This window comes from Sphingobacterium sp. WOUb80 (genome assembly GCF_050058145.1).
GTDB lineage: Bacteria > Bacteroidota > Bacteroidia > Sphingobacteriales > Sphingobacteriaceae > Sphingobacterium.
In genome coordinates, this window is the sequence record NZ_CP165617.1 from 1490643 (window position 1) to 1517518 (window position 26876).

At 40.7% G+C, this 26876-nt stretch carries 25 protein-coding genes and 1 tRNA gene; 12 read left to right on the plus strand and 14 right to left on the minus strand.

Annotation, left to right across the window (positions count from 1 at the left end):
- Positions 1–45: 45 nt before the first annotated feature.
- Positions 46–618, minus strand: coding sequence for a Crp/Fnr family transcriptional regulator (locus AB1Z56_RS05910; protein ID WP_426791404.1), 573 nt, complete (start codon positions 616–618; stop codon positions 46–48).
- A gap of 273 nt (positions 619–891) precedes the next feature.
- Here AB1Z56_RS05910 and AB1Z56_RS05915 point away from each other — a divergent pair, with 273 nt between their 5' ends.
- The 8 genes from AB1Z56_RS05915 to AB1Z56_RS05950 all read left to right on the plus strand — a co-directional run bounded on the left by AB1Z56_RS05915 (position 892) and on the right by AB1Z56_RS05950 (position 12639).
- Positions 892–2007 carry a helix-turn-helix transcriptional regulator gene (locus AB1Z56_RS05915; protein WP_426791405.1) on the plus strand — a complete coding sequence of 372 codons (1116 nt, stop codon included), beginning with the start codon at positions 892–894 and terminating at the stop codon, positions 2005–2007.
- Between the two features lie 337 nt (positions 2008–2344).
- Positions 2345–3517, plus strand: a complete 1173-nt coding sequence (locus AB1Z56_RS05920) for a HEAT repeat domain-containing protein (RefSeq protein ID WP_426791406.1) — start codon at positions 2345–2347, stop codon at positions 3515–3517.
- A 12-nt stretch (positions 3518–3529) separates the two neighbouring features.
- A complete protein-coding gene (locus AB1Z56_RS05925) occupies positions 3530–4966 on the plus strand; it encodes a glycosyltransferase family 2 protein (RefSeq protein WP_426791407.1) in 1437 nt (478 codons plus the stop codon).
- Positions 4959–7775 (plus strand): tetratricopeptide repeat protein, encoded by a 2817-nt coding sequence (locus AB1Z56_RS05930; protein ID WP_426791408.1) that lies wholly within the window; start codon positions 4959–4961, stop codon positions 7773–7775. The genes AB1Z56_RS05925 and AB1Z56_RS05930 overlap by 8 nt, the downstream gene beginning before the upstream one ends.
- On the plus strand, positions 7762–9900 hold the full coding sequence (locus AB1Z56_RS05935) for a DUF4838 domain-containing protein (RefSeq protein WP_426791409.1): 2139 nt from the start codon (positions 7762–7764) through the stop codon (positions 9898–9900). The genes AB1Z56_RS05930 and AB1Z56_RS05935 overlap by 14 nt, the downstream gene beginning before the upstream one ends.
- Positions 9881–10426, plus strand: coding sequence for a DUF1573 domain-containing protein (locus AB1Z56_RS05940; protein ID WP_426791410.1), 546 nt, complete (start codon positions 9881–9883; stop codon positions 10424–10426). The genes AB1Z56_RS05935 and AB1Z56_RS05940 overlap by 20 nt, the downstream gene beginning before the upstream one ends.
- A 164-nt stretch (positions 10427–10590) precedes the next feature.
- Positions 10591–11007: a hypothetical protein gene (locus tag AB1Z56_RS05945; protein WP_426791411.1), complete on the plus strand. Its 417-nt coding sequence runs from the start codon at positions 10591–10593 to the stop codon at positions 11005–11007.
- A 39-nt stretch (positions 11008–11046) separates the two neighbouring features.
- Positions 11047–12639, plus strand: a complete 1593-nt coding sequence (locus tag AB1Z56_RS05950; protein WP_426791412.1) for a helix-turn-helix domain-containing protein — start codon at positions 11047–11049, stop codon at positions 12637–12639.
- Positions 12640–12643: 4 nt separating this feature from the next.
- Here AB1Z56_RS05950 and AB1Z56_RS05955 read toward each other — a convergent pair whose 3' ends face one another.
- The 7 genes from AB1Z56_RS05955 to AB1Z56_RS05985 all read right to left on the minus strand — a co-directional run bounded on the left by AB1Z56_RS05955 (position 12644) and on the right by AB1Z56_RS05985 (position 18608).
- The gene (locus AB1Z56_RS05955) at positions 12644–14197 is read right to left on the minus strand and encodes a M20/M25/M40 family metallo-hydrolase (RefSeq protein ID WP_426791413.1); all 1554 of its coding nucleotides are present in this window, start codon (positions 14195–14197) and stop codon (positions 12644–12646) included.
- Between the two features lie 118 nt (positions 14198–14315).
- Positions 14316–15416, minus strand: coding sequence for a DNA alkylation repair protein (locus AB1Z56_RS05960; RefSeq protein WP_426791414.1), 1101 nt, complete (start codon positions 15414–15416; stop codon positions 14316–14318).
- A gap of 82 nt (positions 15417–15498) precedes the next feature.
- Positions 15499–15909, minus strand: coding sequence for a VOC family protein (locus tag AB1Z56_RS05965; protein WP_309360399.1), 411 nt, complete (start codon positions 15907–15909; stop codon positions 15499–15501).
- 96 nt (positions 15910–16005) lie between these two features.
- A complete protein-coding gene (locus AB1Z56_RS05970) occupies positions 16006–16689 on the minus strand; it encodes a ClpP family protease (RefSeq protein WP_309360397.1) in 684 nt (227 codons plus the stop codon).
- A 12-nt stretch (positions 16690–16701) separates the two neighbouring features.
- Positions 16702–16974: a hypothetical protein gene (locus tag AB1Z56_RS05975; protein ID WP_309360395.1), complete on the minus strand. Its 273-nt coding sequence runs from the start codon at positions 16972–16974 to the stop codon at positions 16702–16704.
- Positions 16955–17488 (minus strand): RNA polymerase sigma factor, encoded by a 534-nt coding sequence (locus AB1Z56_RS05980; protein ID WP_426791415.1) that lies wholly within the window; start codon positions 17486–17488, stop codon positions 16955–16957. The genes AB1Z56_RS05975 and AB1Z56_RS05980 overlap by 20 nt, the downstream gene beginning before the upstream one ends.
- Before the next feature lie 154 nt (positions 17489–17642).
- Positions 17643–18608 carry a bifunctional helix-turn-helix transcriptional regulator/GNAT family N-acetyltransferase gene (locus AB1Z56_RS05985; protein WP_309360391.1) on the minus strand — a complete coding sequence of 322 codons (966 nt, stop codon included), beginning with the start codon at positions 18606–18608 and terminating at the stop codon, positions 17643–17645.
- 207 nt (positions 18609–18815) lie between these two features.
- Between AB1Z56_RS05985 and AB1Z56_RS05990 the strand changes: the two genes are divergently transcribed.
- On the plus strand, positions 18816–19595 hold the full coding sequence (locus AB1Z56_RS05990) for a class I SAM-dependent methyltransferase (RefSeq protein WP_309360389.1): 780 nt from the start codon (positions 18816–18818) through the stop codon (positions 19593–19595).
- 165 nt (positions 19596–19760) lie between these two features.
- Here the strand turns inward: AB1Z56_RS05990 and lodB are convergent, their stop codons facing one another.
- The 3 genes from lodB to AB1Z56_RS06005 form a co-directional block, all read right to left on the minus strand.
- Positions 19761–20864: a lysine-epsilon-oxidase maturase LodB gene (gene lodB, locus AB1Z56_RS05995; protein ID WP_426791416.1), complete on the minus strand. Its 1104-nt coding sequence runs from the start codon at positions 20862–20864 to the stop codon at positions 19761–19763.
- 3 nt (positions 20865–20867) lie between these two features.
- Positions 20868–22901 carry a CTQ-dependent lysine 6-oxidase LodA gene (gene lodA, locus AB1Z56_RS06000; protein WP_426791417.1) on the minus strand — a complete coding sequence of 678 codons (2034 nt, stop codon included), beginning with the start codon at positions 22899–22901 and terminating at the stop codon, positions 20868–20870.
- Between the two features lie 648 nt (positions 22902–23549).
- Positions 23550–23623: transfer RNA gene (locus AB1Z56_RS06005), tRNA-His, on the minus strand.
- 202 nt (positions 23624–23825) lie between these two features.
- Between AB1Z56_RS06005 and AB1Z56_RS06010 the strand changes: the two genes are divergently transcribed.
- A complete protein-coding gene (locus AB1Z56_RS06010; RefSeq protein WP_309360384.1) occupies positions 23826–24386 on the plus strand; it encodes a DUF4230 domain-containing protein in 561 nt (186 codons plus the stop codon).
- Positions 24387–24525: 139 nt separating this feature from the next.
- Here AB1Z56_RS06010 and AB1Z56_RS06015 read toward each other — a convergent pair whose 3' ends face one another.
- On the minus strand, positions 24526–24741 hold the full coding sequence (locus AB1Z56_RS06015; RefSeq protein ID WP_309360382.1) for a hypothetical protein: 216 nt from the start codon (positions 24739–24741) through the stop codon (positions 24526–24528).
- Between the two features lie 224 nt (positions 24742–24965).
- Between AB1Z56_RS06015 and AB1Z56_RS06020 the strand changes: the two genes are divergently transcribed.
- The gene (locus AB1Z56_RS06020; protein ID WP_426791418.1) at positions 24966–25622 is read left to right on the plus strand and encodes a response regulator; all 657 of its coding nucleotides are present in this window, start codon (positions 24966–24968) and stop codon (positions 25620–25622) included.
- 25 nt (positions 25623–25647) lie between these two features.
- Complete coding sequence (locus AB1Z56_RS06025) at positions 25648–25851, plus strand: hypothetical protein (protein WP_426791419.1); 204 nt, start codon at positions 25648–25650, stop codon at positions 25849–25851.
- 69 nt (positions 25852–25920) lie between these two features.
- Here AB1Z56_RS06025 and AB1Z56_RS06030 read toward each other — a convergent pair whose 3' ends face one another.
- Positions 25921–26172: a Rho termination factor N-terminal domain-containing protein gene (locus tag AB1Z56_RS06030; RefSeq protein WP_426791420.1), complete on the minus strand. Its 252-nt coding sequence runs from the start codon at positions 26170–26172 to the stop codon at positions 25921–25923.
- Positions 26173–26257: 85 nt separating this feature from the next.
- Positions 26258–26812, minus strand: a complete 555-nt coding sequence (locus tag AB1Z56_RS06035) for a type 1 glutamine amidotransferase domain-containing protein (RefSeq protein WP_313263356.1) — start codon at positions 26810–26812, stop codon at positions 26258–26260.
- Positions 26813–26876 lie beyond the last annotated feature (64 nt).

Here is a 26876-nt window from a genome sequence, read left to right on the forward strand (position 1 = left end):
TCCCAAAATGGATTTATTTTATCCTGTGACGATCGTCACATAATATCAGGGGTTCAATCTTCGTTTGCGGATCCTGCTTAATGTTTCCCGGGCTACCCCCAAAAAGGAGGCTAATTGAGAAAGTGGCACACGTTGTAGGATTTCGGGATATTTGCTTTCTAGATAAGACAAACGTTCAGCAGCGGTATAGAGTTTAAACAGATTTGCGAATTCTTCCTGCCGTGAAGCGAAATTCCGAATACAATGTCGTCCCAAACGTTCGATTTCTATGGACTGTGCAGCGAGTTCAAATAGTTTTGTTCTATCAAAAATTACGGCCGTCAGCGCTTCGCAGGCAACGATATTAAATTCGGATTTCTGTCCGCTGCCAAAGCTTTGAACATTGGTAGCGATGTCATTTTCAAAAAAAAATCCTGTATTCTTCACCATACCCTCTATAATATAATAGCTTTTACAATAGCCTTTGTCGATGTAAAATAGCGAGTCGCAAACTTGTCCCTGTTCCAGCAGCAGTTCATTTTTTTTGAAGTGGCGCAATGTTAATGCGGGTTGCAGTAAATGCCAGCTGTCCGTCGAAAAATCGACTAGGGCTCGAATATAATTGCGAAGATTGTCCATAATCAAAATTAAAAAAATTTGAGCGCGTATAAAGCCTATTTTTCTGCTGTAGCAATTTGAATATTTACCTTCTGGGTAGTCACAATAGTTTGTCTGATAGCTAAGATCTTCGTAACGAGCTGTTTGTAGCGTTTCGGCTACAGGTTTTTTGAATATCAAATTTAACTTATTGTTTAACTTTTTTTTAGATTACTTTTATGACACCTATTCCGTCGAAACCTGCACCCTAGTGTACCTAATTCGCTGAATATCGATATTGTTAACGTAAAGAATATGTTTTTGTCTATAGTTGCTGTTGTGGTATTTTTATTGAATGTTATGCTAATTTTTGTCAATATTAGACGAGAAAATACGTTATTTCATAGACACCTAACGATTATTCTTTCGTTGGGTTTGTTTCAGATCTTGTTCGGATTTTTATGCAATCACTTGTTCCACGAGTGGCTCTACCTCTTGTTGACCTTTCCCATCGGATTGTTGTACGGTCCCGCATTGGCTTTATTAATCCATGATCTCGATGGCGGAACTACCAGATTGCGTCTGTGGAAGCATACGTTCCCTTTTTTGGGAGCGATAGCGATTTTTATCTTACTCTGTAGCAATTTTACCATGCGGTATCGCTATAATATTGACTATGCTATCTTTCTCAATTTTTTATCTTATATCCATATATTGGGGTATATCTTTTGGATTTGGCTCGGAATAAGAAAAAAGAAAAATTATCTATTTAAATTTAATCTCAAACGGATAGTCTTTTTTGTCAGTTTAATTAGTTTTGTTTGTGTATCCTCATTTTTGATATTTAAAATGGCATACGATGATGCTAATTTTAATATTCATCGCGGATTCAATATGTGCTTATATGCACTCTTTCTCTCAGCAGTGCAATTTGTGGTACCTCCAAGGGCTAAATTGTTGCAGCCGGCGCAATTTAATAGGTTTGAGGAATCTGAAATTTCACAACGGACAATAGCGGTCGATTTGATGCCACTGGAAAAACAAAAAGCAAAACTTTCAGTGCCGCTCATTAGCAGAGAAAAGCAGTTCGAATATAGAAAATCCATTGATTATTTTATACAAACGTTGGCTTACCTGGATAGCGACCTCAATAAGGAAAGCTTCTGCCGGCAAGTCGGTATTCCCGCACATCACCTAGGCGCCTTCCTTAAGGATGAGTTTGATAAAGGATTAAATGGATTTATCAACCAATTGCGATTAAGTTACGCAGCCAAGCAACTCCGTTCACGGGAGTTGGTCTATACAATCAGCGATCTAGCTTTTGTTTGCGGCTTTAATTCCAGAGCGTCTTTTTATCGTAATTTCCAGTCGCAATTTGGCTGCTCTCCCCATCAATATCGTATGGAGAGTCTGTCAATGGTATGTGGCTAAAATCAGATTGTCTCAATTTGTACCTTTTATTTTATCTTTTTACAAAAGAAATATTTTCTTTTTATCGCAAAAACAGCTGTCCCGTTTCGAGGGACATAAAGCTGTTTAAGTTGTTTAATATGCTCTTTATTAGGTGTTTATGGTTTATATATTAAGCATTATCCCTGAGCGGTAAATTTATCTGCCAGGGAATGCTCTTTCTTTGAGACATGCTTTTTCAATCGATTGATAATCTTTGCCAATAAGTTTTTATGCCTTTGAAAATGAATCTATTTGTGTCAGATTGAGCGAAAGGTATAAAATCGAGAACTGTTTATCAACCAAAAAAAAGAAGAATATGTATTACGATTTTTATCTGTATTATTTGAGCTATCTGAGCTCTCTTTACAATGGATATCCCTTAATTATTCGAATGACCTTGGTGATGGTGATGGTGTTGGCAGTAATTACACTATGTGGTATACTGCGCTTACTATTTATCGGGTATAAAATTAATAAGGAAGAGCGGCGAAAGAACAAAACGAAGCAGCATTTCGAGGAGAAGCTGGATTTTGTCATGCGCAATAAAGCAAATTATGATGTTGAGGAAATCCAGGCGCTGCTGGACTACGATGCGAGTAAAGCGAAAAAGTGGAAACTGGAATTAGTGACCGATCTGGTTCTTTCAGTCAAAAATACGGTGGATAGAGTAAGTTTGCTTAATGTAATTAATTATAAGAACTGCTTGGAAGCATTGGGATTGACGCGGTTCTGGGAAAAGCGAATGCGAGTTACGGGTATTGACCGTCGGCGTGAAGTCTTACAGATTGTGGGTGAAATTGATAATGGAGTCAATAGTGGTGTACTCTCCAAGTCAACTTTTCATAAAGATATCCAACTGCGTAAAACTGCACGGGATCTATATACAAGCCAGGACACCTATAATCCATTTCGGTTTATGGAAGAAAATTTTGATGAGGCTTTTACTCAATTGGATAAATTGCGTCTCCATGCGACATTGATAAAAAAATCAAATGAAGGAAAATTACCTAATTTACTCCGTTGGATCAATAATTCCAAAAATCCCAATTACATCATTTTTGTGCTACGAGAGATTGGTTTCTTCAAACAATACGAAGCTTCTACAACATTATTGACTCTTCTCGATAAACAAGAGAACAAGGATGTTCGGGCCCAGATTGTGATTACGCTTGGAGAACTCGATTATTTTGAATGTGCACCTGTACTTATTGAAAGATTTGCCTTGGAGAACAGCAGTGTCAGAGAAGCTATTATTAGAGCGCTGGGTAATCTAAAGGACGAACAAACATTGACTTTCCTGGTCGAGACTTACCAATCTACCGAAGATGTAAACATTAAATTGCTTGTTGCACGATCCATCAAGTGCCATGGCGAGAAGGGGCAGCAAATGCTCAATCAGCTCAAAGAAGATGCCCGTTCCGCTGCAAAGGAGAAAGAGAACGTGCTACTGGATCAGGTATTTTCAGAAAATATTTTCGTATCAGCCTAAACTTTTAGAAAAATGGTATATTTCTTTACTTATCTCATTTATTTTTATGCAACTACGCTTGCTATTTTCTATATAGCATTGCTCGTTATGAGCTATTTCAAAACGATACGTTATCGTTATTCCTATACAAGAAGGGATGAAAATTATCTCATAAACTTCCCGGAAGAGGCGCCAGGAATATCAATTGTTGCACCGGCATTCAACGAAGAAGTTATTATATCTGATAGTGTCAATTCTCTACTAAATCTCGATTATCCAACTTTTGAGGTCATCATTGTTAATGACGGTAGTAAAGACAGGACTTTGGCGATTTTGATTGAAGAATTCGAACTTGAAGAGGTCCCTTATTACTATGTATATAAGGTCTACTGTAGGCCGGTACATCGTATATTACGCTCCAAAAATCCGGCTTACAGTAAGTTAATTGTGGTCGACAAGGAGAATGGCGGGACAAAGGCCGATGCGATGAACGCCGGAGTGAATATGGCCCAATACGAATATTTTATTAATACAGATGTTGACTGTATTCTGGCCAAAGATACGCTGAGCAAAATTATTTTACCAGTATTGGACAGCGAGCAACATGTTATTGCTGTTGGAGCCACCATGCGAATGGTAAATAGCTGTTCGATAGACAAAGGGCAGATTACACGCGTGCGGCCACCAAAGGGCCTTATTCCACTTTTCCAAGAAACAGAATATCTACGATCTTACCTGGTGGCCAAAATGGGCTGGTCAATGCTCAATGCCATTCCGAACGTGTCGGGCGGTTTTGGTCTTTTTGATACACAGGTCGTGGTATCAGCAGGTGGCTTTGATTCAGCATCTCACGCCGAAGACATGGATATGACTGTGCGGATGGTTGCCTATATGCGGGAAAATAGAAAGAAATATAAAATAGCACAATGTCCATACAGCCTCTGCTGGACGGAGGGACCTCCAAATATCAAAGTGTTGAATAGGCAGCGTACCCGCTGGGGACGTGGTATGCTGCAATTCATTATTGACCATCGGAAATTCTTCTTGAATAAGGACTACGGCCGCCTTGGGTTTCTCGTTATGCCTTATATCGTTTTCTTCGAATTTCTGGCACCAATAATCGAGTTTACTGGATTTTTATTCCTGCTGTTTCTCTTGTTTACGCATCAGGTCAATTTTGATACATTTTGGATGATGCTGCTTTATGCGTACCTCATCGGTCTTTCTGTATCCATCATTACCGTTTCGTATGATCTGGTGTTGAATAAGCTTTACAAAAACTTTTGGGAATATCTCAAGCTTGTCCTGTTTTCGGCGTTTGAAGCTATTATATACCACCCTTTGGTCGTGGTTTTTACCCTAAGAGGATACATTCAATATTTAACCAAGCGAAATTTCAAGTGGGGACAGATGACCCGACAGGGCTTTTCGCCTTCAAAAAATGCTAACACTGCCAATAACAATGTTTAAGAAGTTTACATACGCCAGTTTATTTATCGGCTTTTCTGGCGCTTTACTGCTGGGACATCCCAGTTATGCTCAACGGGCCGGAACGACAATTGAAAGAAATAAAGATGCAAACGAAATTAATGAACTCTATAACCAGGGAAAATGGGAGGAAGGAAAGAAAAAAGCGGAAGAATTTCTTCAAAAAAATCCCAAAGATTCAGATATGCGCATGTTGCTTGGTAAGTATTATCTGCATCGGCAGCAATATGACAAAGCACGGTATGAGCTTGTAAAATCGCTTGAATATGCCCCAGCAAATGTAGAATCCAAACATATGCTGGTCGCAGTAGAGACCGAAACACAGCGCTACTCGAGTGCGATCTGTTACATCAATGAACTATTGGAGGTCAATCCGTATTGGAAAGGATTATGGCGTAAAAAAATAGAGTTATATCGCACGATGGGCAATCAGGTCGAGGCAGACCGCCTATTGAAGCGTATCTCCCAAATCTATCCGGAGGATGCCGAACTTAAATCCGACCAAAACTATCTCTTGGAGAAACGCAACGGAGAAATAAAAAAATCAGGTAAGATCGATCAATCTATTGACATAGGTAAGAAATTGGTCGAAGAACAACCCCGAAAACAGGATAGTTATTTTTCGGTCATCGATAATTATATCAAGGCAGGGGATTTTAACAATGCATTGGTATATACCGAAAGGGCGTTGAATCAGTTTCCTGGTAGTGGTGGCTTCGTGCAGAAGAAGATTGCCATATTGGAGCATCAACAACGGTATCCCGAAATTTTGGCATTTTTGGATGAACAGCTTAAACATGGCGGTAGCAGCAGTCTGCGGTCTCAATACAGCTATTTTTTGCTTGAAGCGGCAAGAAACGCCAAAAATAATGACCCGGCCAGCCTGTATGGAAAAATATTCGATGGTGCCCCCGGTAATAAGGAAGCTTTTGACTATGTGTATAATGACATGATCGCGAAAGAGCAATATGAGAGCGCTATTGCTGCTTTAAGTAAACATCGACGTAGTGTAGGGGGAAATAAGGAATTAGATATGCGGGAATTGACCGTCTATAAACGCATGGGAGATCAGGCAAAAGTGTCAACGTTGACAAAAACCTATTTTGCAAAATATCCAGGCGATACCGATCTCCGTGAATCTTATGTCACGCTCACTTTACAACAGGCAAAAGCCAACTTTCAGGACGGCAAAATTGCAGGCGCTATTACCGACTGGAAAGATGTCATCCGTTATGGGGATGATGCATCGGTATCCATAGCACAGCAGGGATTGTATAATGCTTATGTAACGGAAGGGCGATATCAGGAGGCAATTGTTGTTTTGGACGACATTCTTCTTGATGAACCTGGCAATACGATACTGATGTTGAAGAAATCGGATCTTTACAATAAACAACGACGGTATGACCAGGCGCTCACGATTTATGAACAGGTATTGGGCAGAGCAAATGAAGAAGAGCGCCAGCGTTTGTTGAGTGGTTATAGTGATATCATGATACCGATGGTCAAAAGTCTCATGGAAGCCTATAAACTCGCTGAAGCGCGACAGTCAGTGGATAGATGGCTGACAATTGACCAACATAATCAAGATGCACTTCTTTATATGATCAATATCTGTTATCAACTGCGGGACAATGATGCGATGTTGCGTTATGCACAGATTGCAGAAGGGCAATATGCCGACGATGTTGCATTTAAAATAAAACTCGCAGAGGCAATGACACATAAGGTTGAAAAAATTGCTGACTCTTGGGCGCTCTTGCATGGTCAGGTAAAGCTCAACCCCTTCCATATTCCTTTGGTAAATACGTTTACAAGTACAACAGAGGAATACGCTGGACGTTTGCTGAGGGCTAAGGAGCATGGGATGGCATTGACAGTCATCGACACAGCGCTACATTACAAAGACAATAAGACGCTGAAATACATGAAAGGCCTGGCCTACGAGGGATTGAAAAGCTACGATTCGGCCTATTATTATCAAAAATTTTATGAACCCTCGCTTTTAGAATTGGATGATTTCAAAATTCACCTCAATTATCTAGGACAAAAGTCTTTTCATAATAGTGTTTCAATATCACATTTAAGAGCGAGGTTTGGTGATGACTATGCCATCTCAACCATCTCCACAGCTGACTATACACGCATAAAACCGGATGGGACTTCTTATACAGGAAGAGTAAATTATGCCGGTCGCGCCGAGGGGAAGGGAATTCAGGGACAATTTGAGTGGACAAGACCATGGACCGCGGAGTTGTCCAGCCACGTGGATGTTGCCTGGGCCAATAAGTATTTTGCTAAAATTGCCTTAAATGCGGGTGTAATGTATGCGTGGAAGCCATCTTGGGAGGCTGAAGCAGCACTCGGGTTCCGGAAGTTCTATACCGAGCAAAACCTGTTTAATCTGAATCTCGGAATCACCAAAGAAATCGAAGATTTTCGCCTTCATGCCAAATGGAGCAATTTCTATCTGAATAGCGCCAGTCAGGGACGCTATCTCTACAGTCTGATGGGAAAGGCCCAGTACTTTATGAATAGTCCTAAAAACTATGTGTTAGCCATGGGAAGTATAGGTAATTCACCCGATATTGACCTGTTGGACAATCAGCTATATAATAGTTTTAATGTTTTCAATGCCATGGTAGGCGCCGGATTGGGACGGTCTATTAGCCGTAATATTGGTATGAGCGCGATCGGTACCTGGTATAACTTTCAAACTGGTAAAGGGTTGGATAATAGTGCTTACCGTAATTTATACAATCTATATCTTCAGTTAAATGTATCCTTTTAAGTCGGTAATACTATTTCTTTTGCAGATTTTGCTGTCCGTAAGCTGTGAGGGTAGGGCGAGTACATTCGACTTTGCGTCTCCAGAGCTTGTTATTGCATCCAATGGTGACAGAAAGAGCAGTGAAGCGGCAGATTATTTATACCATCACCTGAAAAAACGGGTTCAAAATGAAACTGCTTTTCACTTACAGCGTTCGGATCAGATGGAGGATCAGCATGGAAGTACGCTGTATCTGGAACTTGTTCCTGATCTAACTTTTGATTATGAAATTCGGAATGAAAAGGGGCGGCTGGCTATTTTTGGACGGGAGCAAGCCACCCTGCGCTGGATTTCGTATCTGTTGATTGATCACTTGTCAAATTTCCACGAACTAGATGTCGCAGATCTACCGCCCAATTATCTGAAATTTGAAAGCCAGAAAGCGCTTTTTTCAATGCATTATCGTGAGCCGCATTTGCCATCTAACCTAGATGCAGACTATTCAGGGATATTGTCGACCAGCTCCATTGATCGGGATTGGGGAATTTGGGGACACAATCTAAAGGCTGTTTTTGGAAATACTATACCCCAAAACTGCTATGCACTTGTAGACGGAAAACGGATAAATCAACAATATTGTTTCTCAGCGCAGGAAACCTACGAGGCAATCAGCTCATATATACGCGATCAATATGGAAACGGAGTTGATGGATCAACCTATTTTATGATAGCTCCGAATGATAATGATGTGGTTTGTAACTGTTCAGCATGCCTAAAGAAAGGTAATACAGCGACTAGTGCGACGGCTGCAGTCGCAGATTTATTGAACCGGCTGGCTCAAGAATTCCCAAAGCAATATTTTTTTACCCTGGCTTATCGATCTACCATTGAAGCACCGAAAAAGATATTGATGGATAATGTTGGGGTATTTATAAGTACGATCGATTTACCGAAAACAGCTTCCCTGGATCTGAGTTCGACTGCCGTTTCTATGTTTACAACGCTCGCGAGCAATTGGAAAGCACGAGTAAAGCAATTATACTGCTGGGACTATATTTCAAATTTTGACGATTATCTCACGCCATTTCCTGTCATGGGGCGTGTAAAAAAGCAGCTGGTATTTTTTCAAGGTCTAGGCATTGATGGTCTGTTTCTAAATGGTAGTGGTTATGATTATAGTCCATTTGAAGATGTTCAGACCTATGTGTTCGCTGCTTTGATGATCGATCCGTCATTAGGGGTATCTCAATTGGTAACAAATTATCTACATCGATTTTATCCGAAAACAGGAGGTTTGCTATCAGCTTATTTGAATAATCTAGAAGGGATTGTGCTCAAAAGAAACATTTCGACGGATGTTTATTCCTCTTTTCGCAAAGCATCACGAAAATATGTTGATGAGGAAGATTTTCTGCATTTCTACAACGACCTGATTCAGCTGAACAAGCTTACTGTGGGCGATGAACGAAAGAAAATTGACAAATTATTGACTGCACTGGCGTATACTCAACTTCAGATACATTACATCCGGGCAGGTAGACGAAATGGAGAAAGGAGAAGTGGGACAGATCTGGAAACAAGGATCAACGAGAAAGACGTCGCATTAGATAGACTCTCAGCCTACGTAACCTATACTGATTTAAAAAATTATAAGGAAGATGATGGAGCGATTTGTACCTATATCCAGGACTGGAAAACATTTGAGAACAAGGGTTTAAAAAGAAATGATTTTTCCCAGATACACACGATAGGCCTTAGTTCAAAGCAAAACTGTGCGGAAAGCTACCTATTAAGTGATGGATTAGATGGTTTTGCCAGCGATTTTAACCAGGGCTGGTTTTTAACGGGCGAAGATATAGAAGTCAATGGCAGCGTGAATGATCACCCAGATCCGCCAAAGCAATTTGCGCTACGTTGTCTTGTGAATCCCCGGCATCGCATGCTGGTGCCAGATCGTGTTGAACTATACTGTGATGGACACAAGGCCGCAACTTACACTGCTGCTGATTTCGTATTGCAGTCAGGAGTTGCCCTGTTGGGAAAAAAAGTTGAGCTGGAGAAAAATGGAAGCCTTCAGCTTAAAATATATAAGAGTAAGGATATTAAAAATTCAGTAATTGCCTGTGATGAGATACGGTTATATTAAAAATACTATTTTCGCGGCCATTGTGCTGCTGTTGGGGTCATGTATGGATATCGCAAACCGTAAGACCAATATAGAAATTGAAGATAATGAGCGCCACTATTATCCGTTGTTGGCAGGACAGGAGAAGGATCTTTCTTTCAAACTGAAAAATACAGGCAAAAATCCGATGATGATTACAGACATTATTACATCTTGTGGCTGTCTGAAAATAGAAGAGGGACTGGGGGCATTCTCCATACCGCCAGGTAAGGAACGTCTATTGACGTTTAGCTATAATAGCGCAAAAAATGTAGGCTATGTTAAACATTATATTACCCTATACGGAAATTTTGAAAAATCACCCATTCGTGAAATAATCTTTGACATTAATGTTGTGCCGAATGCGATGTATACAAAAGACTATGAAGAGCTATATGGAGAAGAAATTAAGGCTCAGGGCGGGCTGAAAACGCTTGTCGACGGCGCTGAAAATAATAAAGGGTATTTTATGGATGAAGATTTTAATAAGCGTATCCATGACAAGTAGCATTGGGTCAGTTCTCCAGTTGGAGTTTTTTATTAATTATTAGTTTATTATGTTTTAGTGACATCGGTCATTTTTACGATGATTGCTGTCATTTAGGACACAAATTTAAAATAAGATATTTAGCGCCGATTATAGGCTTGCCTATGTGGTTATTTAGCTAATGTATGGATACTGTAATATACGAGCCGAAGGAATTGCTGGTGGCCTTGATTGAATTGGAGAAAAGGTTAGCCACGGCAGTTGGGAAATATTGCCCAAATAATGAATTACTATTATCGGAGGATCTGGATAAAGCCCTTGAAGATTTTTTGCAGTTGCGGGAAGCGGCCGACAATGAGGTGGGGTATCTTTCTTCACAATTAGCGCTTCTACATTTGGGAAGAGAGATCGAACGAACAATTGATGTAGTTGTTGAGTCTAATAATCTGCGCGCATACCACGATTATAATGAATATATGTTAGGGAATGGTGTCGAAAAATCACCCTGTAAAAGACATTGGGAAACTAAAGATCTATTGTTGGCCGCTTTTCTCGGAGGATTATTGACGTTGTTGCTGTCATGGGTTTTTGTATTGGATTAGACTATATGTTTTACGAACATTTTACTGCTGTATATTTTTATGATGAAGCAATTTAATTTTTTTTGTTTATTATTTTTTGCCTTGCTACAGCATAGCTACGGTCAGAAAATGAAGGTGGATCAATTCAACAAACGATATCTTGACGTTGTTGTTTCGTTGGTAGCCATCGATATCAAAGAGGCAGAACGGGTAGCGGATTCTCTGCGTCGCGTCGCCAGCACCGATGAGCAAAAGATTAAAGTTTATATGTTGTGGTCCAAGCTTTATGAAAATAAAGGCGAGATGCAGCAGAGTATCCAAAGTGCGATGCGCGCAGACACGATCGCCAATGCAACCATGAACTTCTCCTGGCAGGCAACTACTTCGGGCTCACTGGCGACATCTTTCCGTCAGTTGGGTTTGCTGAAAGCTTCAGAAAGTTTTTTGAAAAAAGCGGAAGCTGCCAATGAAAATCAAGCTGATCCTACCATGAAAATGCTTACATCTATCAATATCCTACATGAAAGAGCATTTCATAGTTTTGCCCAGGGTAATTATTTGGATGCCAAAGCATATGTGGTTAAGGCTTCAGTCTATATTCATCGCAATGCTAATGATGATAAAAAAGCGCTGCTCATAAAAGCAACAAATGATCAGCTTAGGGGAATCTGTGAATTGAATCTGGGCAATTTGGCGGCTGCAGATTCTTTTTTGAACTCTTCCTTCGATAAAATTAAAACAGTTGAAAGTAATCTCAAACCATATATCTATCGTGCTCAGGCCGAAGTGGCACTTGCACGCAATGATCTTAAAAACGCAAAGAAATACCTGGATTTGGTACAACCTTATCTTGAAAATGGTAGCGTGGAGGAATTAAGCATGTTAACCTACGAAACGTTATCAAAATATTATAAGGAAAGTATAGATGAAAATAAGTCACTTCAATATCGTTCCCTTTTTATTGACCTCAAGGAGAAAAGAGACAATGTAGCGAAGAGTATCTCCGATGATCTCATAGAAAACCTCAATGAAAGAAAGTTCTTTTATCGGAATAGGTTAATCTTCGCATTGGGCGGTATCACCGTGATTTTGCTTTTGGCGACTGGCGGGATATTGTTTTTCTATGAAAAACAACGGAATTATCAAAAAAAGTATGTTGATCTAATGGAAAAACAACCTGCAAAAATGGTTAATGGCAGCCCGCAGATCAAGCCCGAACTTCTGTTGAATGAGCGCGTAGAAAACCCAGGTAATATCAAAGCGAAAGAGGTAAATATGTCTAAAGAAACGGAAGACCGATTATATCAGCTCCTGCTCAAAAAAGAAGCGGAGTTATTTTATCTGGAAAAGGGAGTTACATTGAGCCAGCTTGCAGCGAGCATGGGAACGAACAGCCGTTATGTAACTTATATCATCCAAAAGTTCAAAGGCAAAGACTTTTACGATTATCTCCAGACAAGGCGGATTGATTATATTGTGGATAAGATCCGTACGTCTCCGGAGCTCCTGGATTTTAAACTATCTTATCTCGCAGATATGTGTGGCTTTGCATCATTGAGCAAATTCTCGTCTTCTTTCAAAACCGTTACCGGAATGCCACCTTCGGCATTTGTACATTTTGTAAAAATGGAAATGGAGCAATATAACCTTTAGCAAGCTAGTTCGTTTTGGCACTAGTATCATCGTCATAATGACGCATAATGTAGTGAAAGTAGTCGATCATCTTCAGGTAGTTTTCAATACTGATGTATTCATTGGTACTATGCATACTCTGCTGTTCGGCATGATTAATTTTAATTGGCATAAAACGATAGACATGGTCGCTGAGCTGCTGATATTTGATGGCATCGGTTCCGCCTACGGTGAGGTACGGCGTAACGATAAGATCTGGGTAAAGTCTGCGGATGGAGGTTTCCATCATTTTATAAGCTTTAGCATCTGTAGGTGAAACCTTAGATGCTTCGCGGGCATTGTCCACCTGTTCAATTTCGACATCAAAACCAGCGGTTGCTTGCTTGACATGTTCGTTGACTTCTTGCAGTGTGTTTTCAGGCAGCAGCCTAAAATTGACAACAAATTCAACTTCCGGTGAAAGTACATTAGGGGCATCGCTGCCTTTCATCATCGTGAGTGCGGTAGTCGTCCGAACCAGCGCATTGGTGGAATGATTTTTTGTCAGTTGTGCCAGGAGCATGGGATTTAGGAGCCATTGGTTAGCGATGGCAAATCGCGAGACAAAGGGCATGCTACCACCAACCTGTTGAAAGAAATTCTGAATAATAGGGCCGATCTGTGCTTTCATCTGATGATTTTCTAAGCGCTGCATAATGATTGCCGCTTTACCGATTGCGCTTTCTGTTGGCGGCATCGAAGAATGGCCGCCAAGGCCTTTGACCTTGATTTTTAAGGATAAGAATCCCTTCTCCGCACAGCCGATCAACGCCACATCCGAGCTGATGCCGTTAACCGATCCTTTTTCCAGAATCAATCCGCCCTCGTCATAAACGGCTTCAAATTTAAGCCCCTTTTCCTTAAAATAGTCTGCAATTTTAGCAGCACCACGTAAGCCACCGACTTCTTCATCAAAACCAAAAGCCAGGTAGATATCCCGCTTGGGCTGTACCTGTTCGCGAACAAGCTGTTCGGTAGCTTCCAGCAGGGAAAATAGCATACCTTTCATGTCTAAGCTCCCACGACCATAAATGCGGCCGTTGGCTATGGCACCCGAAAAAGGGGCATAATCCCATTCTTCAGCTATTTCGCTTACCGGCGGTATGGGCTTGTCGTTAGGCTGAAACACATCGGACGCATTGTTTTTCACAGCAGCAGATCCGGGCGGGACAACATCGGTATGGGAAAGAAAAAGTAAAGGAAGCAAGCTATTGTCGCTGCCCTTGAGCCGAAAGACCAATGCATGGTTATTGACCGTATAAGTTTCCAATGACTGATAGATCAAGGGAAAACTGTTCCTGATATAGGTATTGAATTCTACAAAAGGAACATGATTAAACAAGGCCGAGTCGCCGATCGAAATTGTGGCAATTTTGATACCGCCCGCAAATCGAGCGACAATGCTGTCATTGACTGTGGGCTGCGGTAGCGCAGCATTAGATTTTTTGATAGGGGCAAACGGATAAGTCAGTGTTCTGATCAAAAGCCCAATGATAAATAAGATCAGTAAGATAAAAAAGATGACGAGAATTTTCTTCATAACAGACTTTGCGTTAACTCCTGCACTTACATGACCGGCAGCGAGAAAATCACCGCCGGTTCAAGGATAGCCTCTCTAGTAGAACACCTAAGCAGTCTGTTTGTTTACCTATTCTCCGTTAAATATGCAAGAGCTCAAATTCCACAGGTGCGGTTTCCAGGCCATTGACAATAATGGAGACTTGATGTGTTCCTGCATAAAATTTTCGGGTTGTTATCACTTTAAAAGACTGTTTCCGCTCAACATAGTTTATTTCAGCCCCCTGATAGATCCGTTCACTGATTTTAAAAACTTTTCTCGCCAGCTGGCCATTCGATTTTTTGTAATACAGGCCATATTCCAGACGCAGTGATTTAGGAATGCTGTTTCCATTCTCAATCTGAAAGGAAAAAATAAGATGATCACCTATTTTAACCGTCGGCGTGTGGACGCTGAGATTCTTCACCTGGAAATCACGGCTATCCAGCCCGTAAAAGTGTAGGATCTCGGGGTGGCCCTGCTTGAGCAGGGTACGGCTGCCATGTTTTATGATCGCATCCGTATTTTTGCTGATGCCATTCCATTTTCTGGCGATGGACAGCACAAGATGAGGGTGGTCTTTGGCAATATCATTGAGATTGTTGGCGACGCTTCTTCTTACACTGTCAGAGGGATCGTTATTGAGGTTTTCAAGTATGGACAAAATGGGAGCTGGGTCGTTTTTTAGCGATGGAATGGCCATTGCCCAGGGGAGTCTGGGCCTCGATCCTTCACTTGCAAGCCGCCGGACCTGTGGATGCGGGCTTCGGGACCATTTTTCCATCTCGCTGATCATACGGGCTCGATATTTTATAATAAATGGGCGAACTGCAAATTCGCAGGTAATAAATTGCGTCGTGATTTCAAATGATTGTACAGCAGTTTCAAAATCATCGATACCGTATGTTTCGATATAGTCCGGAAAAATAACATATTCCAGACCTCCGGGATGGTTCGTTTCCAGGAGATGTTCCACAACTTGTGTTAGCAAAGCCGCTGCTTCGGAAAAAGATGTCGGCATAAATTCGTGCAGGGCCGCTGTGCTGTGTTTTGTACGCTGTTTCCATTCCATTTCATGAAAACTGCCTGAAAAAACGCGTTTGATAAACTGTTCTCTGTTAAAACTGTTGTCAACGCGGTGGAACTGATCGGCAATAAACTGATAAAATTCCGGTGTATATATATCTTTAATTAGCGCCATGAGTTGAAAAATAGCTGTTAAATATCGATTAAGGAAGACAAGATACTATTTTTAGCCTTTAGTATCTTGTCATGTGAGCGGATTAGTTTGTGGCTTCTACGCCAAATTTTTTGATCGCCTCAGGGCTCAGCGGAGTAAAAAAGTTAAGCATGTTACCATCGGGATCACAAAAAAGCAATGAGCGATTACCCCAAGGCATTGTTGTCGGTTCCTGAATGATTTTTGAAGCACTATTTTTTATCCGAATATATTCATGATCTACATTTTCCACTAAAAATTCAATAATAATAGGGGCCGTGTTGCCGAAGATAGTGGGGCTGTCGCTAAACATTTGCATCGTACGCGTACTTCCAATAGCTATGGTAATTGAACTGGTGGAAAGTTCAGCGAAATCTGGTGTAAACCATTGTGCGGTGATCCCCAAGATTTCTTCATAGAATTTGACGGATTGCTGGATGTCATTTGCTATTAGCCGAATGGATGTTAATTTCATTATGATCTAAATTTATTGATGACAAAATTAAACGGACTATTGACACCAGTTTGTCAATAGTCCGTTCGAAACTGTTCATAAATTTAATGATCACCGCTAGGTCAGTACATCATCAATAATTCCAAATTCCTTTGCTTCAGCTGCGACCATCCAGTGATCCCGGTCGCTGACATCATGTACTCTTTGATAGCTCTGTCCACTATGTTTGGCGATAATATCATAGAGTTCTTTCTTGATCTTTAACACCTGATTGGCTGTGATTTCAATATCGGAAGCCTGCCCCTGAACACCGCCAAGGGGCTGATGGAGCATCACCCGGGCGTGTTCCAGTGCACTACGTTTGCCCGGAGCCCCACCGCAAAGTAATATGGCCCCAAAGGAGAGGGCCATGCCAGTACAGATCGTCGCAACATCCGGGCTGATCAATTGCATCGTATCATAAATGCCTAACCCTGCATAAACTTCACCGCCCGGCGAGTTGATATACATATGGATATCTTTTTTGGGATCGACCGATTGGAGAAATAACAGTTGAGCCTGTACGATATTGGCGATATTGGATTCTACAGCGGCACCCATAAAGATAATGCGGTCGATCATCAGTCTGGAAAATACATCCATCTGTGATACCCTTAATTCGCGCTCTTCGGTGATGTATGGCGTCATGGCCATTGGAATACGGGAGCGCTCGACACTGGAAATATAATGATCTACCAGATCTTTTTGGGCATAGCAATGCCCCACCGCAAATTTGCGGAACTCATTTTTGTCGATAATCATGCTGTTAAAATTTTAGGATTTGCGAAATAGTCTTATTATTTTTTGGCTGAAAGAGCTATGTTTAGGATGTGTAAACAGCGTTTGCTGTACAGCTTCAATTTCCAATTTCAGTTGCTTGCGTCCAAATTGCCGAATAGCATCATAAGCTTTTTGCTGGGCAGCCACTTTGCCTGCCAATTCTTCATCCAAAAGGAGTTTTGCTTCAAAAATTAGTACATCCTCCGGTTGAGCTATTCCAAAGATATAAGCCTCTATCTGCTGGGTTTCATTCCATGAAGTCATCATAAACTAGTGATTTTTGTTTAACGGATGCTCTTACTTTCTCCAGGCATTTGAATTTCTGCACCGTGGCGCTCCTCGTTCCGGAATAACCATATTCATCGGCAATTTCCTGCAGTGACATTTGATCGTAATAGAAGCTTTTGAGCAGTTCCAGACATTTGCGTCCGGCAATTTCCAAAAAACGGAACAATCTTGTGCGGGATGGAGATTCTTCAACGGTCAGGGCAAGGTCGGCATGGTCTAGGGGCAGCTGATGACCCGACTGACCATAACGTTTCAGCCAAAGGTTTTTGGCCGTTCCGACCAGATAACCGATATCGTTCTTTAAGGGAGTGGCTGTCAGAATAACCTGCTCGTAATAAGCGACCAAGGCATCCTGAAATACATCCTTGGCCTCTTCCAAATTACCGCCCCGGCGGCTGATATAGCCGGCCACGGTTGGAAATGCGCTCTTATACAGATTCATAAAGAGCTCTTGACGGTCCATTGTTCGATTTGAAGTGATCAATTGCTGCATAGAAATATCATTTCTAGATATGTACCAATTTAGGTAAAAGTATCACCTTTTATCTGAAAATAATTTAAACAAAAACGCTTCCCAAAAAGAGAAGCATTCATTCGCTTATTAAACCACGTTTATTCTAGCACGCTGATTCCAGTTTATATTTCTGTTATTCAAGGGTATTTTTTAAATCCAGCTCCATCTGAATATTACACCGTTGATAAGGGCTTGGATAACCGCTAATTTTTTGGAAGCCCAGCTTATAATAGAGATTGATTGCTGGTTTCAGGATGGTATTGCTCTCCAGAAACAGTTTTGAGGCCCCTAGATTTCTTGCCTCTTCAATAATCGCTTTTCCTAAGAGATAGCCAATACTTTTGCCCTGTACCGTTGGGGAAACAGCCATTTTTGCCAGTTCGTAATCAAAATCTGGATGGTTCATTTTAATGATCGAGCAGACACCTACGGGCTCGTCCTGATAAAGAGCAACCATAATTTTGCCCCCTTTTGCCAAAATATACTCTTCGGGATTGTCAAGTGCCTTATGATCGGTTTCTTCCATTTCAAAATAGGTTGAAATCCAGGCCTCATTCAAAGACTTAAAAGCCATACGATAGACCGGATTGTAGGGAACAATTTTGACGTCCTTGCTTTCGCGCATTTTCTTTTGTTCCTGCACACGTTTCAGCAAAGATTTTTGTTCGAGTAGAAATTCCCATTCCGCTAAAGCTTCCCATAGGTTGTGCGTAGCTTCCTGGATGATGCCATCGATGGCACGATCTATATCGCCGCATTGTATCCGCATCCTTTCCCAAAGCACTTTTCCTTTATCGGTCAATCCAACCATATTTCGTCGTTTGTCCACAGAACGAAGATTATCTTCTACTAGACCTGCGTTGATCATTTCTTTGACGATTTTGGTGACCGATGGCTGGGAATGGCCAATCTCAGTTGCTATATCAGTAATCGTTTTGGAATCACCTTCAGACAAGATAAAGAACACAGGAAACCATTTGGGCGCAAAATCAATCTGATAGAGTTCATGTAAACGGGTGGCTTCCTCTGTCATGTTGGATGCCATATAGCGCAGTCTGCTACCCAAGGCTATTTTTCCAGTTTTTTCAAATAGTTCCATCGTATTATAAGTAATTATATAACCAGTTATGTAAAAGTAGGGGAATAATTTCATGTTTAAAAATTTAGTTTTAAAACATGAATTACGCTGCGATCAATTCTTCGGAAAGTTTCTACTGAAATAAAAATATATCTTTGTTTTATTCGTTATATTTCAATAAATTCACGCCATAAAAAAACCAGAATACCTTAAAATAGAACCAAGAGCATGAACGAGTTAGAAACTTATTTCCGAAATAATGATGCGAAGCTAATCAATAAATGGATGCATTATTTCGATGTATACGACAGACATTTTAATCGTTTTAAGGGCAAAGAAATCGTCGTCCTGGAAGTTGGTGTTTTTCAGGGTGGAAGTCTTCAGATGTGGAAGAACTATTTTGGTGATCGTGCAAAGATCTACGGTATCGACATCAATCCGCACTGCAAGGAGCTTGAAGAGGAAAATGTGGAGATCTTTATTGGTTCACAATCGGACCGAAAGTTTCTGCGCCAGGTAAAAGAATCTATTCCGCCGATCGATATATTGATCGACGACGGTGGCCATACAATGATACAGCAGATTGTGACATTTGAAGAGCTTTTTGACCACGTGAAAGATGATGGTGTATATCTCTGTGAAGATTTACATACTTCTTATCAGGTTTTTTATGGCGGTGGTCATAAAAGGAACGGCACTTTTATCGAGTACAGTAAAAATTTTATTGACTACATCAATGCTTACCATTCCGAGCAACGCGGATTAAAGGTCAATGGATTTACGCGTTCGGTAAGCTCCCTACACTACTACGATAGTATTTTGGTTGTGGAAAAGCACCGAAGAGATACGCCTCCAGTACACATGAAGACAGGGGCGGCGACGGTGAAGGACTTCAATGCGGCTCCCACAGGATTTGATGGATTAAAGTGGAAGATTAAGAAACCAGCTTTGACCATGATCAACAAGTTGCTGCGTTTCTTCCGAATAGGTGGGTTTATGTGGCGCTAAATTGTTTATATTATATTTCCTCTTTCTTCGGAATGTTGACCTGAGAGAAAGAGTTTTATGTAAGACCATAAGCCAACTCGCACTGGATAATTTTTGGTGAGAGTTGGTTTATAGCTTGTCTGGGGCTGAATAAGGAAGGAAGCCTCTGATAAAGCAGCCTATAGTTCAAAGTCTGTATTGCCAAAAGGGAGCTTCATGCCAACGCTGTTCTTTTTTATAAAAAAAGGCTTTGGTCTCGATATATTGACGATAAATTGCATTGATGTTTTCCTGATAATTTGCGAAGGTCCTTTCGTGTCCTAGATCAGCATCGATAATCGCTTTGGCAGCATTGCATGCAGAATTTATGGCGAAACCAATGCCCATGGAGGAAATTGGATCAAATGATGCTATTGCATCACCAACTGCTACAAAGTTGTTTTTCGAAAGCACGTTGGAGATCTGCGAAAAAGCATTTCTTACCCAAGGTTTTCCTTGACTTTCAGCAGGGGCTATTTTATGTTTAATGTATTTCGTTTTCGACAGCATGTCGTTCCAATTTTCTATTTTTTCGAGTCTTTTTTTTCGAATAATAGCAGCATCTGAAAAGAATGTAAGCGTCATTTTTTGATTGGGTAAGGTCGCGCAATACCACCACCCATCTTCGACGGCTTCGATAAGAATATCTTGTTTGACCTGTTGTGATGCTTTGACCTGCAAAAATTTTCCAATTGCGGTTAGTTCGTCATATCGTTTTGATTCAATACCTAATTTCCGACCGACACTTCCTGACCTTCCGGTAGCGTCGATCAAATATTTTGCCTGTACTGTAAAGTTTCCCTTTGTGGCATGTTTTAACTTCACCGTCCAATAATTATTATCGTCCTGTTCAAAATTCAGACATTTCGTCCTTGGGAAGATGACCGCACCTCTTGCAGCAACTTTTTCCAGTAAGAGATAATCAAATTCTTCTCTATTTAACTGAAAATTTTCGCTTTCGGTATTAAAAATAGAATCTCTAACGACCATTTTGTCGCTGCCCCAAGCTGCGATATTGCTGTAGCCCTGTATAAAATGATCGGGGCTGAGATTGTCTTTTTCAATACCCATATATTCAAGTAGGTCAAAAATACTTGAATTGACCTGTTCCCCGATTTTTATTGTTTCTAAATTCGTCTCCTCAACAATAACGACCTTTAGGTTCGAATATTTGAGTAAACTTAAAGCGGCGGAGGTCCCTGCGGGGCCTCCACCGACTATGAGTACATGAGTTTCAAAAAAATGTTGCATTATTTATCTTCGGTTTCGTGTTCCAGAGCGAGGCAATGGCATGCGTTCTGCTGCGAGCTCAATCTTTTTGAATCCAACTTCTTCCAGATGTTCCATCAATAATCGCCCTTTGTTACTTCTTTGCGTGATAACATGAGCTTGCTCCTCGATATAAAAAACAGGAATTGATGTTTCTTGATCCTCCGTATTACCGCTTATTTGACTCACTGGGACATTGTCATACGTAAATATTTCGTTGTTTCTTTCCGTTTCAACAAAAAATGGGAATCCTGTACTATGGGAGTTTTTATCCCTGATGAAGCCTAGTGCATACCAATACTGAACCATCTGTGTAAAGCTATTTATGCCGCGGGCATAATTCATTTGTTGTCCTGCAGGCACGTTTGTTGCCTGCTGTCCTTCAGCCGTAAACTCACCGACCAAAACGTCCCAGGGGCTTTGAGGCGGCCACCAATACGCGTAGTAAGTAGGAGGTAGAGGGGCTGCTGGGGAGCCGGCTTTATTCACTGAAGGATCAGTGAAATTGATTAATTGAATCGTACATTGGAAGAAATCTGCCTGCCATGGACAAGCCATTCTTTTTGTCAGATCCCCCGGTTCACAGCCGCCACCTTCGCACTCATCACGTGAAGGTGTTAGGCCCGATGTTGCATACGTTGACTCGTTTCCATACTGCAAAATTTGATAAGGGGCAGCGTAGATAATTGGATTTTGCAAACTCCAGGTAACTTCAATTCCAGGGCACATGGGTAGACCTACACAGTTGCCCACACTTGCAGTATCCATTGGATTTATAGGATATTGCTCATAATTTGGATCGTTTACGAAATTACCATTAGCCCATTGTTGCATCAAGAATAGCTGTGTTTGGTCCAAAGCCAAGAATTTCATGATATTGATATTGCTGACCGAATTGCTTCCGGAATTCATTGGCATCATAGGGAATATATCTGGCCCATTTTCTTTTAGTAATTGCTCCTGTGGCAAATATGTAGGTGAAGGTGGCTGATCATCATTTTGTCTGAAGTATGAAAAATAATTTTGTCTATTTTGCCAGTTTGCTTTTGAATTATCGGTAAAATCAAAGATATTGCTGGTAAAGGCCATCATGGACTGTACATTGGAGACCCACTGATAGCGTCCTATTCGGTTGATAATTGGCAAAATGTCCCGTTGAAAATTCGCGACGTAGTTCGCGTTATAGTAGCCATTGCTGTACATGCCTGGAACTAAATTGAAATTTCTTATAGCGACGTCAAACATCGTATCGCTTAAATTAGAGATATTTACAATTTCAGGTGCAAAGTCAGGAGATCCGACCACAACCCAAGCCGTTAAGTAAGACGAACTTCCGTCATTAAATGTTACGGTACAATAGACTGCGCCGTCAGAAATGTCATCGTGCCAGGTACTTGATCCCCCATAACTGGTTAGTGGAAGGTCGCCACCGGCATTTCCAAAACCACCCAAAACGATGAGCCTACCAGCGTTATCTGTTAGGAGGTCTCCCAAAGTAGTTACCGGCACGCCATAGTGGACATGATCCGGTGGATATTGGGCAGGATAGCCTGCGGGAACATTGTTCTTATCGAAACCGATTGAATTAGCTCTTCCAGAAATGCTTCTAGGTCCGGGATCTATAATAAGCTTGCTTCTATCTTGTGCGTCTGGGTTTCTGAACGGAACATCCCAGCTTTTATAGCTGTTTTGTGGGCCATACAGCAAATTTCCCTTTAACTCACTATACTGATACCAGGCTGCTTTTTTGTTCGCCAAATGCACTGTCCACTCAATGGATTGTACACCAGGGCTATCGAGCGTGATTTCTTCCCCATAATCAGTAAGGATAGTAAATGGCTGGCCTTGTCGTTTGATCAGACCTTTCGCATCTTTGAAATCTGTAATGGGACCCTGGGAATTTCCGTTGCTGTCCGCATCAAAAGGAAGGCCTCCGATCGTAGTCGGAGATAAACAGATATCGGTAGTACTGTTCCCGAGACGGGCAACACCTACAGATGGATGAATTGATAAATTCATGGTTTATTTGTTTGGTTTTTCCTACTCTATTAATGGCTTTTCGGTTCCGCCATATTGAAATGATAATTGAATTGCGAAAAAACAATGCCCGTAAGGCTAAGTAATAGTTTATAAGGGTAAAAATATGCTATTATAAATTTAAATAATAATTCTAATATATATGTATTATTTTATTATTAATTTAAATAAAATCAATTTTAGCTAGTTTTAACGTATTTGTATGATATTTATTTATTGTTTTGCATTTTATTTGAACCGTGTCAATCGCCTTTTCTTTTAATTTTTTCTATTCCATATATAGTTAAAAGTCCTATAATTAGTTTTTTATATTTTTTTTTTTTGTTCTAATTTTGAGCGGTCTATATGTACAATTTTATTTTATGAAATTATAGCGCGGTGGACAAGTAGATTGATGTAATGTAATAATTAAATTTTTTCCTTAATTGAAATCGTTGCAAAGAAATAACTTGACGTAATGTCGCGTGTGTTTAAATTGGCTTTATTAAATTGGGATTTGAAAGCGAGTGGTTGTGGCTGTGATATTGGTCTCAATTAATATGGCGATATAAAAGGTACAATAAATGATCTGTTAGAATAATCTCCGAATGGTGTGAAACAAAAAAGGCAGATCATTTGATCTGCCTTTTGGGTAAGTAATCGGGCTCGAACCGACGACCCCTAGAACCACAATCTAGTGCTCTAACCAACTGAGCTATACCTACCGTGATTTTGATGTCACAAAAGTAGTATTATAGCTTATATGTTCCAAATGTTTTTTAAACTTTTTGACTAAACAATTGTCTATCAAAAGGTATAATTTTCAAGCATGCCTGTTTAGCGCCCCTAGAGAATAATATTTAGGTAATATTTTCAGGTTAAATGCCTAAAAAAGCAGCTTGGTCTTTAATTTGTATAGTATAGTTTATGGGAAAATTTTTAAAATTTTTAATTATCGTAGCCATTTTGGCAGTGGGCGCTTGGTTTGTGTATAAGAAATATAACAGCGGACCGACCGTAGAAAGCAAACATCAGCTGCTGGTAGACCGTATTGAGGCAATGGGAAAACTGGAATTGGTCAAATACCGTTACAGCGATGTTGTGGAGCATAAAAACGTGAATACGTTTTTACCGGATGCAAGTGTGTTGTTAATCGTTAAGGCGGATGCTGTAGGCTGTGTAAACCTCAGCAAACTTAGCCCGGAAGACATCAAAGTGATGGGGGATTCAGTCTCCATCAAATTACCTGCTCCGGAGATCTGTTACATCAAGATCGATCATGAAGCTTCCAAGGTGTACGATACCAAGATGGCTTTCTTGCGAGAAGCAGAACTTGTTGATGAAGCCTATAAAGCTGCGGAAAAAGCTGTTGCTGATGATGTGAAAAAATCGGATATTCTGCAGCAGACCAAGGCCAACGCAACGACGGTTTTTAAACCGCTCTTACAAGGATTGGGATTTTCAAAAATCAATCTGACTTTCGAATAAGCGCAACATAAAAAAGCTAGACAATTATTTAAATTGTCTAGCTCTCTACAATAAATCTACTTTCCGCCCATCTCACGACGGTGGTACTATCTAATTATGCTATTATCAATCGAAGAACAATGGCCAGCGTACATTCGTTTTATTTTTTTGTGGATGTATCGGGCTGTGGTGTTGGCGGAATTTCTCCCCGGGATTCTGAAGATGTGGTATCGCGGTATTGTATTGTCGTAGTGTCGTTGGGAACAGAGTCGCGCATCAGCTCTTTCGATTTTTGATCATCTGTCTTAGCACCGTTACATCCGTATGCTGCACAGCAAACCAGACAGGCTGCAATTAGTTTGGTTGGGTTATTCATATCTATCGTTATTTATTTGTTATTTAATTATAGCATAATATTACATGCTCTCAGTTGGTGAACAGCACTCGGGACAAAAGCGTTTTCGGTTTTTAATTATCTATTGTTATAGCTAAATAACAGATCAGAAGATTACTTTTATTTTTAGATAATTTAAATTGTAAAAAACTTTTTACAATCCGCTCCTGTTCCTATCTATATAGAAGTTCATTAAACAGATAGATATGATTCAGGTAATGCTTGTCGACGACCATCATTTGGTAAGAAATGGTTTTCGGCTGATTTTAGAAACGCAGGATGATATCGCTGTTGTCGCTGATGTTGAAAGTGCGGAGAAGGCCCTAAATTTTTTGAAAAGCAATCGACCCCCAGATATGATTCTTACAGACATTAACATGCCAGAGATAGGGGGGGTAGCCCTCATTCAACTAGTTAAACAGCAATACTTTGATATAAAAATCCTTGCGCTCACAATGGAAATTGACAAGCATATTGCTGCTGATGTATTTAGTGCTGGGGCGGATGGCTACCTGGTAAAGGATAGCAGCTGTGATGAGGTACTTTTTGGTATGCGACAAGTCGCAAAAGGAGAAAAGTATGTGAGTGGTTCTTTAGGTGTTTCTTGCCTCAACGATTACAAAAATTACGCGGACAGGGCACCGGACCGTAATCGCATTCTAGTAAAATATGATATTTCAGAACGCGAATTGCACGTGTTGGAACTTATAGCGGACGGATATACAAATGGAGAAATTGCAGACCGCATTTTTTTGAGCAAACGTACGGTGGAAGGACATCGGCAAAAACTTATCGAGAAAACCAATACAAAAAACACGGCGGGCCTCGTCAGGTTTGGTTTTCATACGATGCTTTTACATTAATCGAACAACTATAAATAGAAGGAATATGGCAACTAAGAACGAAAATCGCGTAGTCGGCACAGAAATGGAAAAAAAGAAGAAAGTTAAACTCGGTGTAGATGGGGAAGTACTTAAGGACGTGAATCATAAAGATCATGGTGATGCTGAGGCAGGAGTGGATCCGCAGGTCGATCAGCTGAACGATATGCCTAATGATCCGACAGATCGACCAAAGGAGAAGAGAAAATAAAAAAAGACCCGTACTGAACGGGTCTTTTTTATGGCTAGCACATGTAGAACATGTTTATAAAAGCTTTTTTTACTTTTTGTCCTGTTTCTCAATAGCCTTCATGAGTTCATCTTTTGTCATATCATGGCGTCCGGTGATATCCATTTTCTTTGCCATTTCCAATAGCTCCACTTTTGTTTTTCCGGAACTGCCATTCTGAGAATTTTTTGATGTCGAAGCTTTTTTATCAGCTGATTTGGCTGCACTTTTCGCTTTGCTTGTACTGTTGCCCATAGACTGACTTTTTGCAGTGGTATGGCTTGAACTTTTAGCTGTATTCATAATATTTGATTTATTTGTTATTATAAACTGAACATGATATAATCGCTAAAAGTTGACCGTTTTAATACGCTATTGCCTGCTAATATTACGCTTTATTTTTTTCCGTGGCTGCAAACGCTTTAATGATCGCTTTATTGAAAGCAGGCAGATCTTCGGGCGTGCGGCTTGTAATAAGTTTATCGTCAACGACAACTTCACTATCTTCCCATAATGCCCCTGCATTAATTAGGTCGATTTGTATAGCTTCAACCGAGGTGATTTTCTTATCGCGTACCAGATCTGCATTAATCAGCAACTGGGGACCGTGGCAGATGGCCGCAATGGGTTTGTCTCGTTCCCAAAAGGCATTGATTAAAGCGATAGCCGTTTTATTGGTTCTCAGTTTGTCGGGATTTATAACTCCCCCCGGGAGCAGCAAACCATCATATTGATTCTCTTCTGCCTCCTGAAGTGCTACATCGACGGGGTAATCATTTGACCACTCGTCGCCACTCTTTGCGCGCACCTTTCCCTCAGCTGGCGAGATTATATCGGTTTTTGCACCTGCGTTTTCCAGTGCTTCTTTCGGGCTAGTCAACTCAATTTCTTCGAAGCCATCTGCTACCAGTATGGCAATCCGTTTGTTCTTTAATTTTTCCATATCCTAAATTTGATTTGTATTTCGTTTCTGGTAAAACAGCTCTCACCTAGAAATTGCTTTCCAA

Bases quoted from the DNA above. Each gene is read 5' to 3' on its own strand.
- AB1Z56_RS06035 (WP_313263356.1), bottom strand. From the start codon at position 26,812: ATGGAAAAATTAAAGAACAAACGGATTGCCATACTGGTAGCAGATGGC.
- AB1Z56_RS05940 (WP_426791410.1), top strand. From the start codon at position 9,881: ATGAGATACGGTTATATTAAAAATACTATTTTCGCGGCCATTGTGCTG.
- lodA (WP_426791417.1), bottom strand. From the start codon at position 22,901: ATGAATTTATCAATTCATCCATCTGTAGGTGTTGCCCGTCTCGGGAAC.
- AB1Z56_RS05925 (WP_426791407.1), top strand. From the start codon at position 3,530: ATGGTATATTTCTTTACTTATCTCATTTATTTTTATGCAACTACGCTT.
- AB1Z56_RS06025 (WP_426791419.1), top strand. From the start codon at position 25,648: ATGGCAACTAAGAACGAAAATCGCGTAGTCGGCACAGAAATGGAAAAA.
- lodB (WP_426791416.1), bottom strand. From the start codon at position 20,864: ATGCAACATTTTTTTGAAACTCATGTACTCATAGTCGGTGGAGGCCCC.
- AB1Z56_RS05975 (WP_309360395.1), bottom strand. From the start codon at position 16,974: ATGATGACTTCATGGAATGAAACCCAGCAGATAGAGGCTTATATCTTT.
- AB1Z56_RS05945 (WP_426791411.1), top strand. From the start codon at position 10,591: ATGGATACTGTAATATACGAGCCGAAGGAATTGCTGGTGGCCTTGATT.
- AB1Z56_RS05980 (WP_426791415.1), bottom strand. From the start codon at position 17,488: ATGCAGCAATTGATCACTTCAAATCGAACAATGGACCGTCAAGAGCTC.
- AB1Z56_RS06020 (WP_426791418.1), top strand. From the start codon at position 24,966: ATGATTCAGGTAATGCTTGTCGACGACCATCATTTGGTAAGAAATGGT.
- AB1Z56_RS05955 (WP_426791413.1), bottom strand. From the start codon at position 14,197: ATGAAGAAAATTCTCGTCATCTTTTTTATCTTACTGATCTTATTTATC.
- AB1Z56_RS05965 (WP_309360399.1), bottom strand. From the start codon at position 15,909: ATGAAATTAACATCCATTCGGCTAATAGCAAATGACATCCAGCAATCC.
- AB1Z56_RS05970 (WP_309360397.1), bottom strand. From the start codon at position 16,689: ATGATTATCGACAAAAATGAGTTCCGCAAATTTGCGGTGGGGCATTGC.
- AB1Z56_RS05990 (WP_309360389.1), top strand. From the start codon at position 18,816: ATGAACGAGTTAGAAACTTATTTCCGAAATAATGATGCGAAGCTAATC.
- AB1Z56_RS05960 (WP_426791414.1), bottom strand. From the start codon at position 15,416: ATGGCGCTAATTAAAGATATATATACACCGGAATTTTATCAGTTTATT.
- AB1Z56_RS05920 (WP_426791406.1), top strand. From the start codon at position 2,345: ATGTATTACGATTTTTATCTGTATTATTTGAGCTATCTGAGCTCTCTT.
- AB1Z56_RS05950 (WP_426791412.1), top strand. From the start codon at position 11,047: ATGATGAAGCAATTTAATTTTTTTTGTTTATTATTTTTTGCCTTGCTA.
- AB1Z56_RS06010 (WP_309360384.1), top strand. From the start codon at position 23,826: ATGGGAAAATTTTTAAAATTTTTAATTATCGTAGCCATTTTGGCAGTG.
- AB1Z56_RS05910 (WP_426791404.1), bottom strand. From the start codon at position 618: ATGGACAATCTTCGCAATTATATTCGAGCCCTAGTCGATTTTTCGACG.
- AB1Z56_RS05915 (WP_426791405.1), top strand. From the start codon at position 892: ATGTTTTTGTCTATAGTTGCTGTTGTGGTATTTTTATTGAATGTTATG.
- AB1Z56_RS05930 (WP_426791408.1), top strand. From the start codon at position 4,959: ATGTTTAAGAAGTTTACATACGCCAGTTTATTTATCGGCTTTTCTGGC.
- AB1Z56_RS05935 (WP_426791409.1), top strand. From the start codon at position 7,762: ATGTATCCTTTTAAGTCGGTAATACTATTTCTTTTGCAGATTTTGCTG.
- AB1Z56_RS06015 (WP_309360382.1), bottom strand. From the start codon at position 24,741: ATGAATAACCCAACCAAACTAATTGCAGCCTGTCTGGTTTGCTGTGCA.
- AB1Z56_RS05985 (WP_309360391.1), bottom strand. From the start codon at position 18,608: ATGGAACTATTTGAAAAAACTGGAAAAATAGCCTTGGGTAGCAGACTG.
- AB1Z56_RS06030 (WP_426791420.1), bottom strand. From the start codon at position 26,172: ATGAATACAGCTAAAAGTTCAAGCCATACCACTGCAAAAAGTCAGTCT.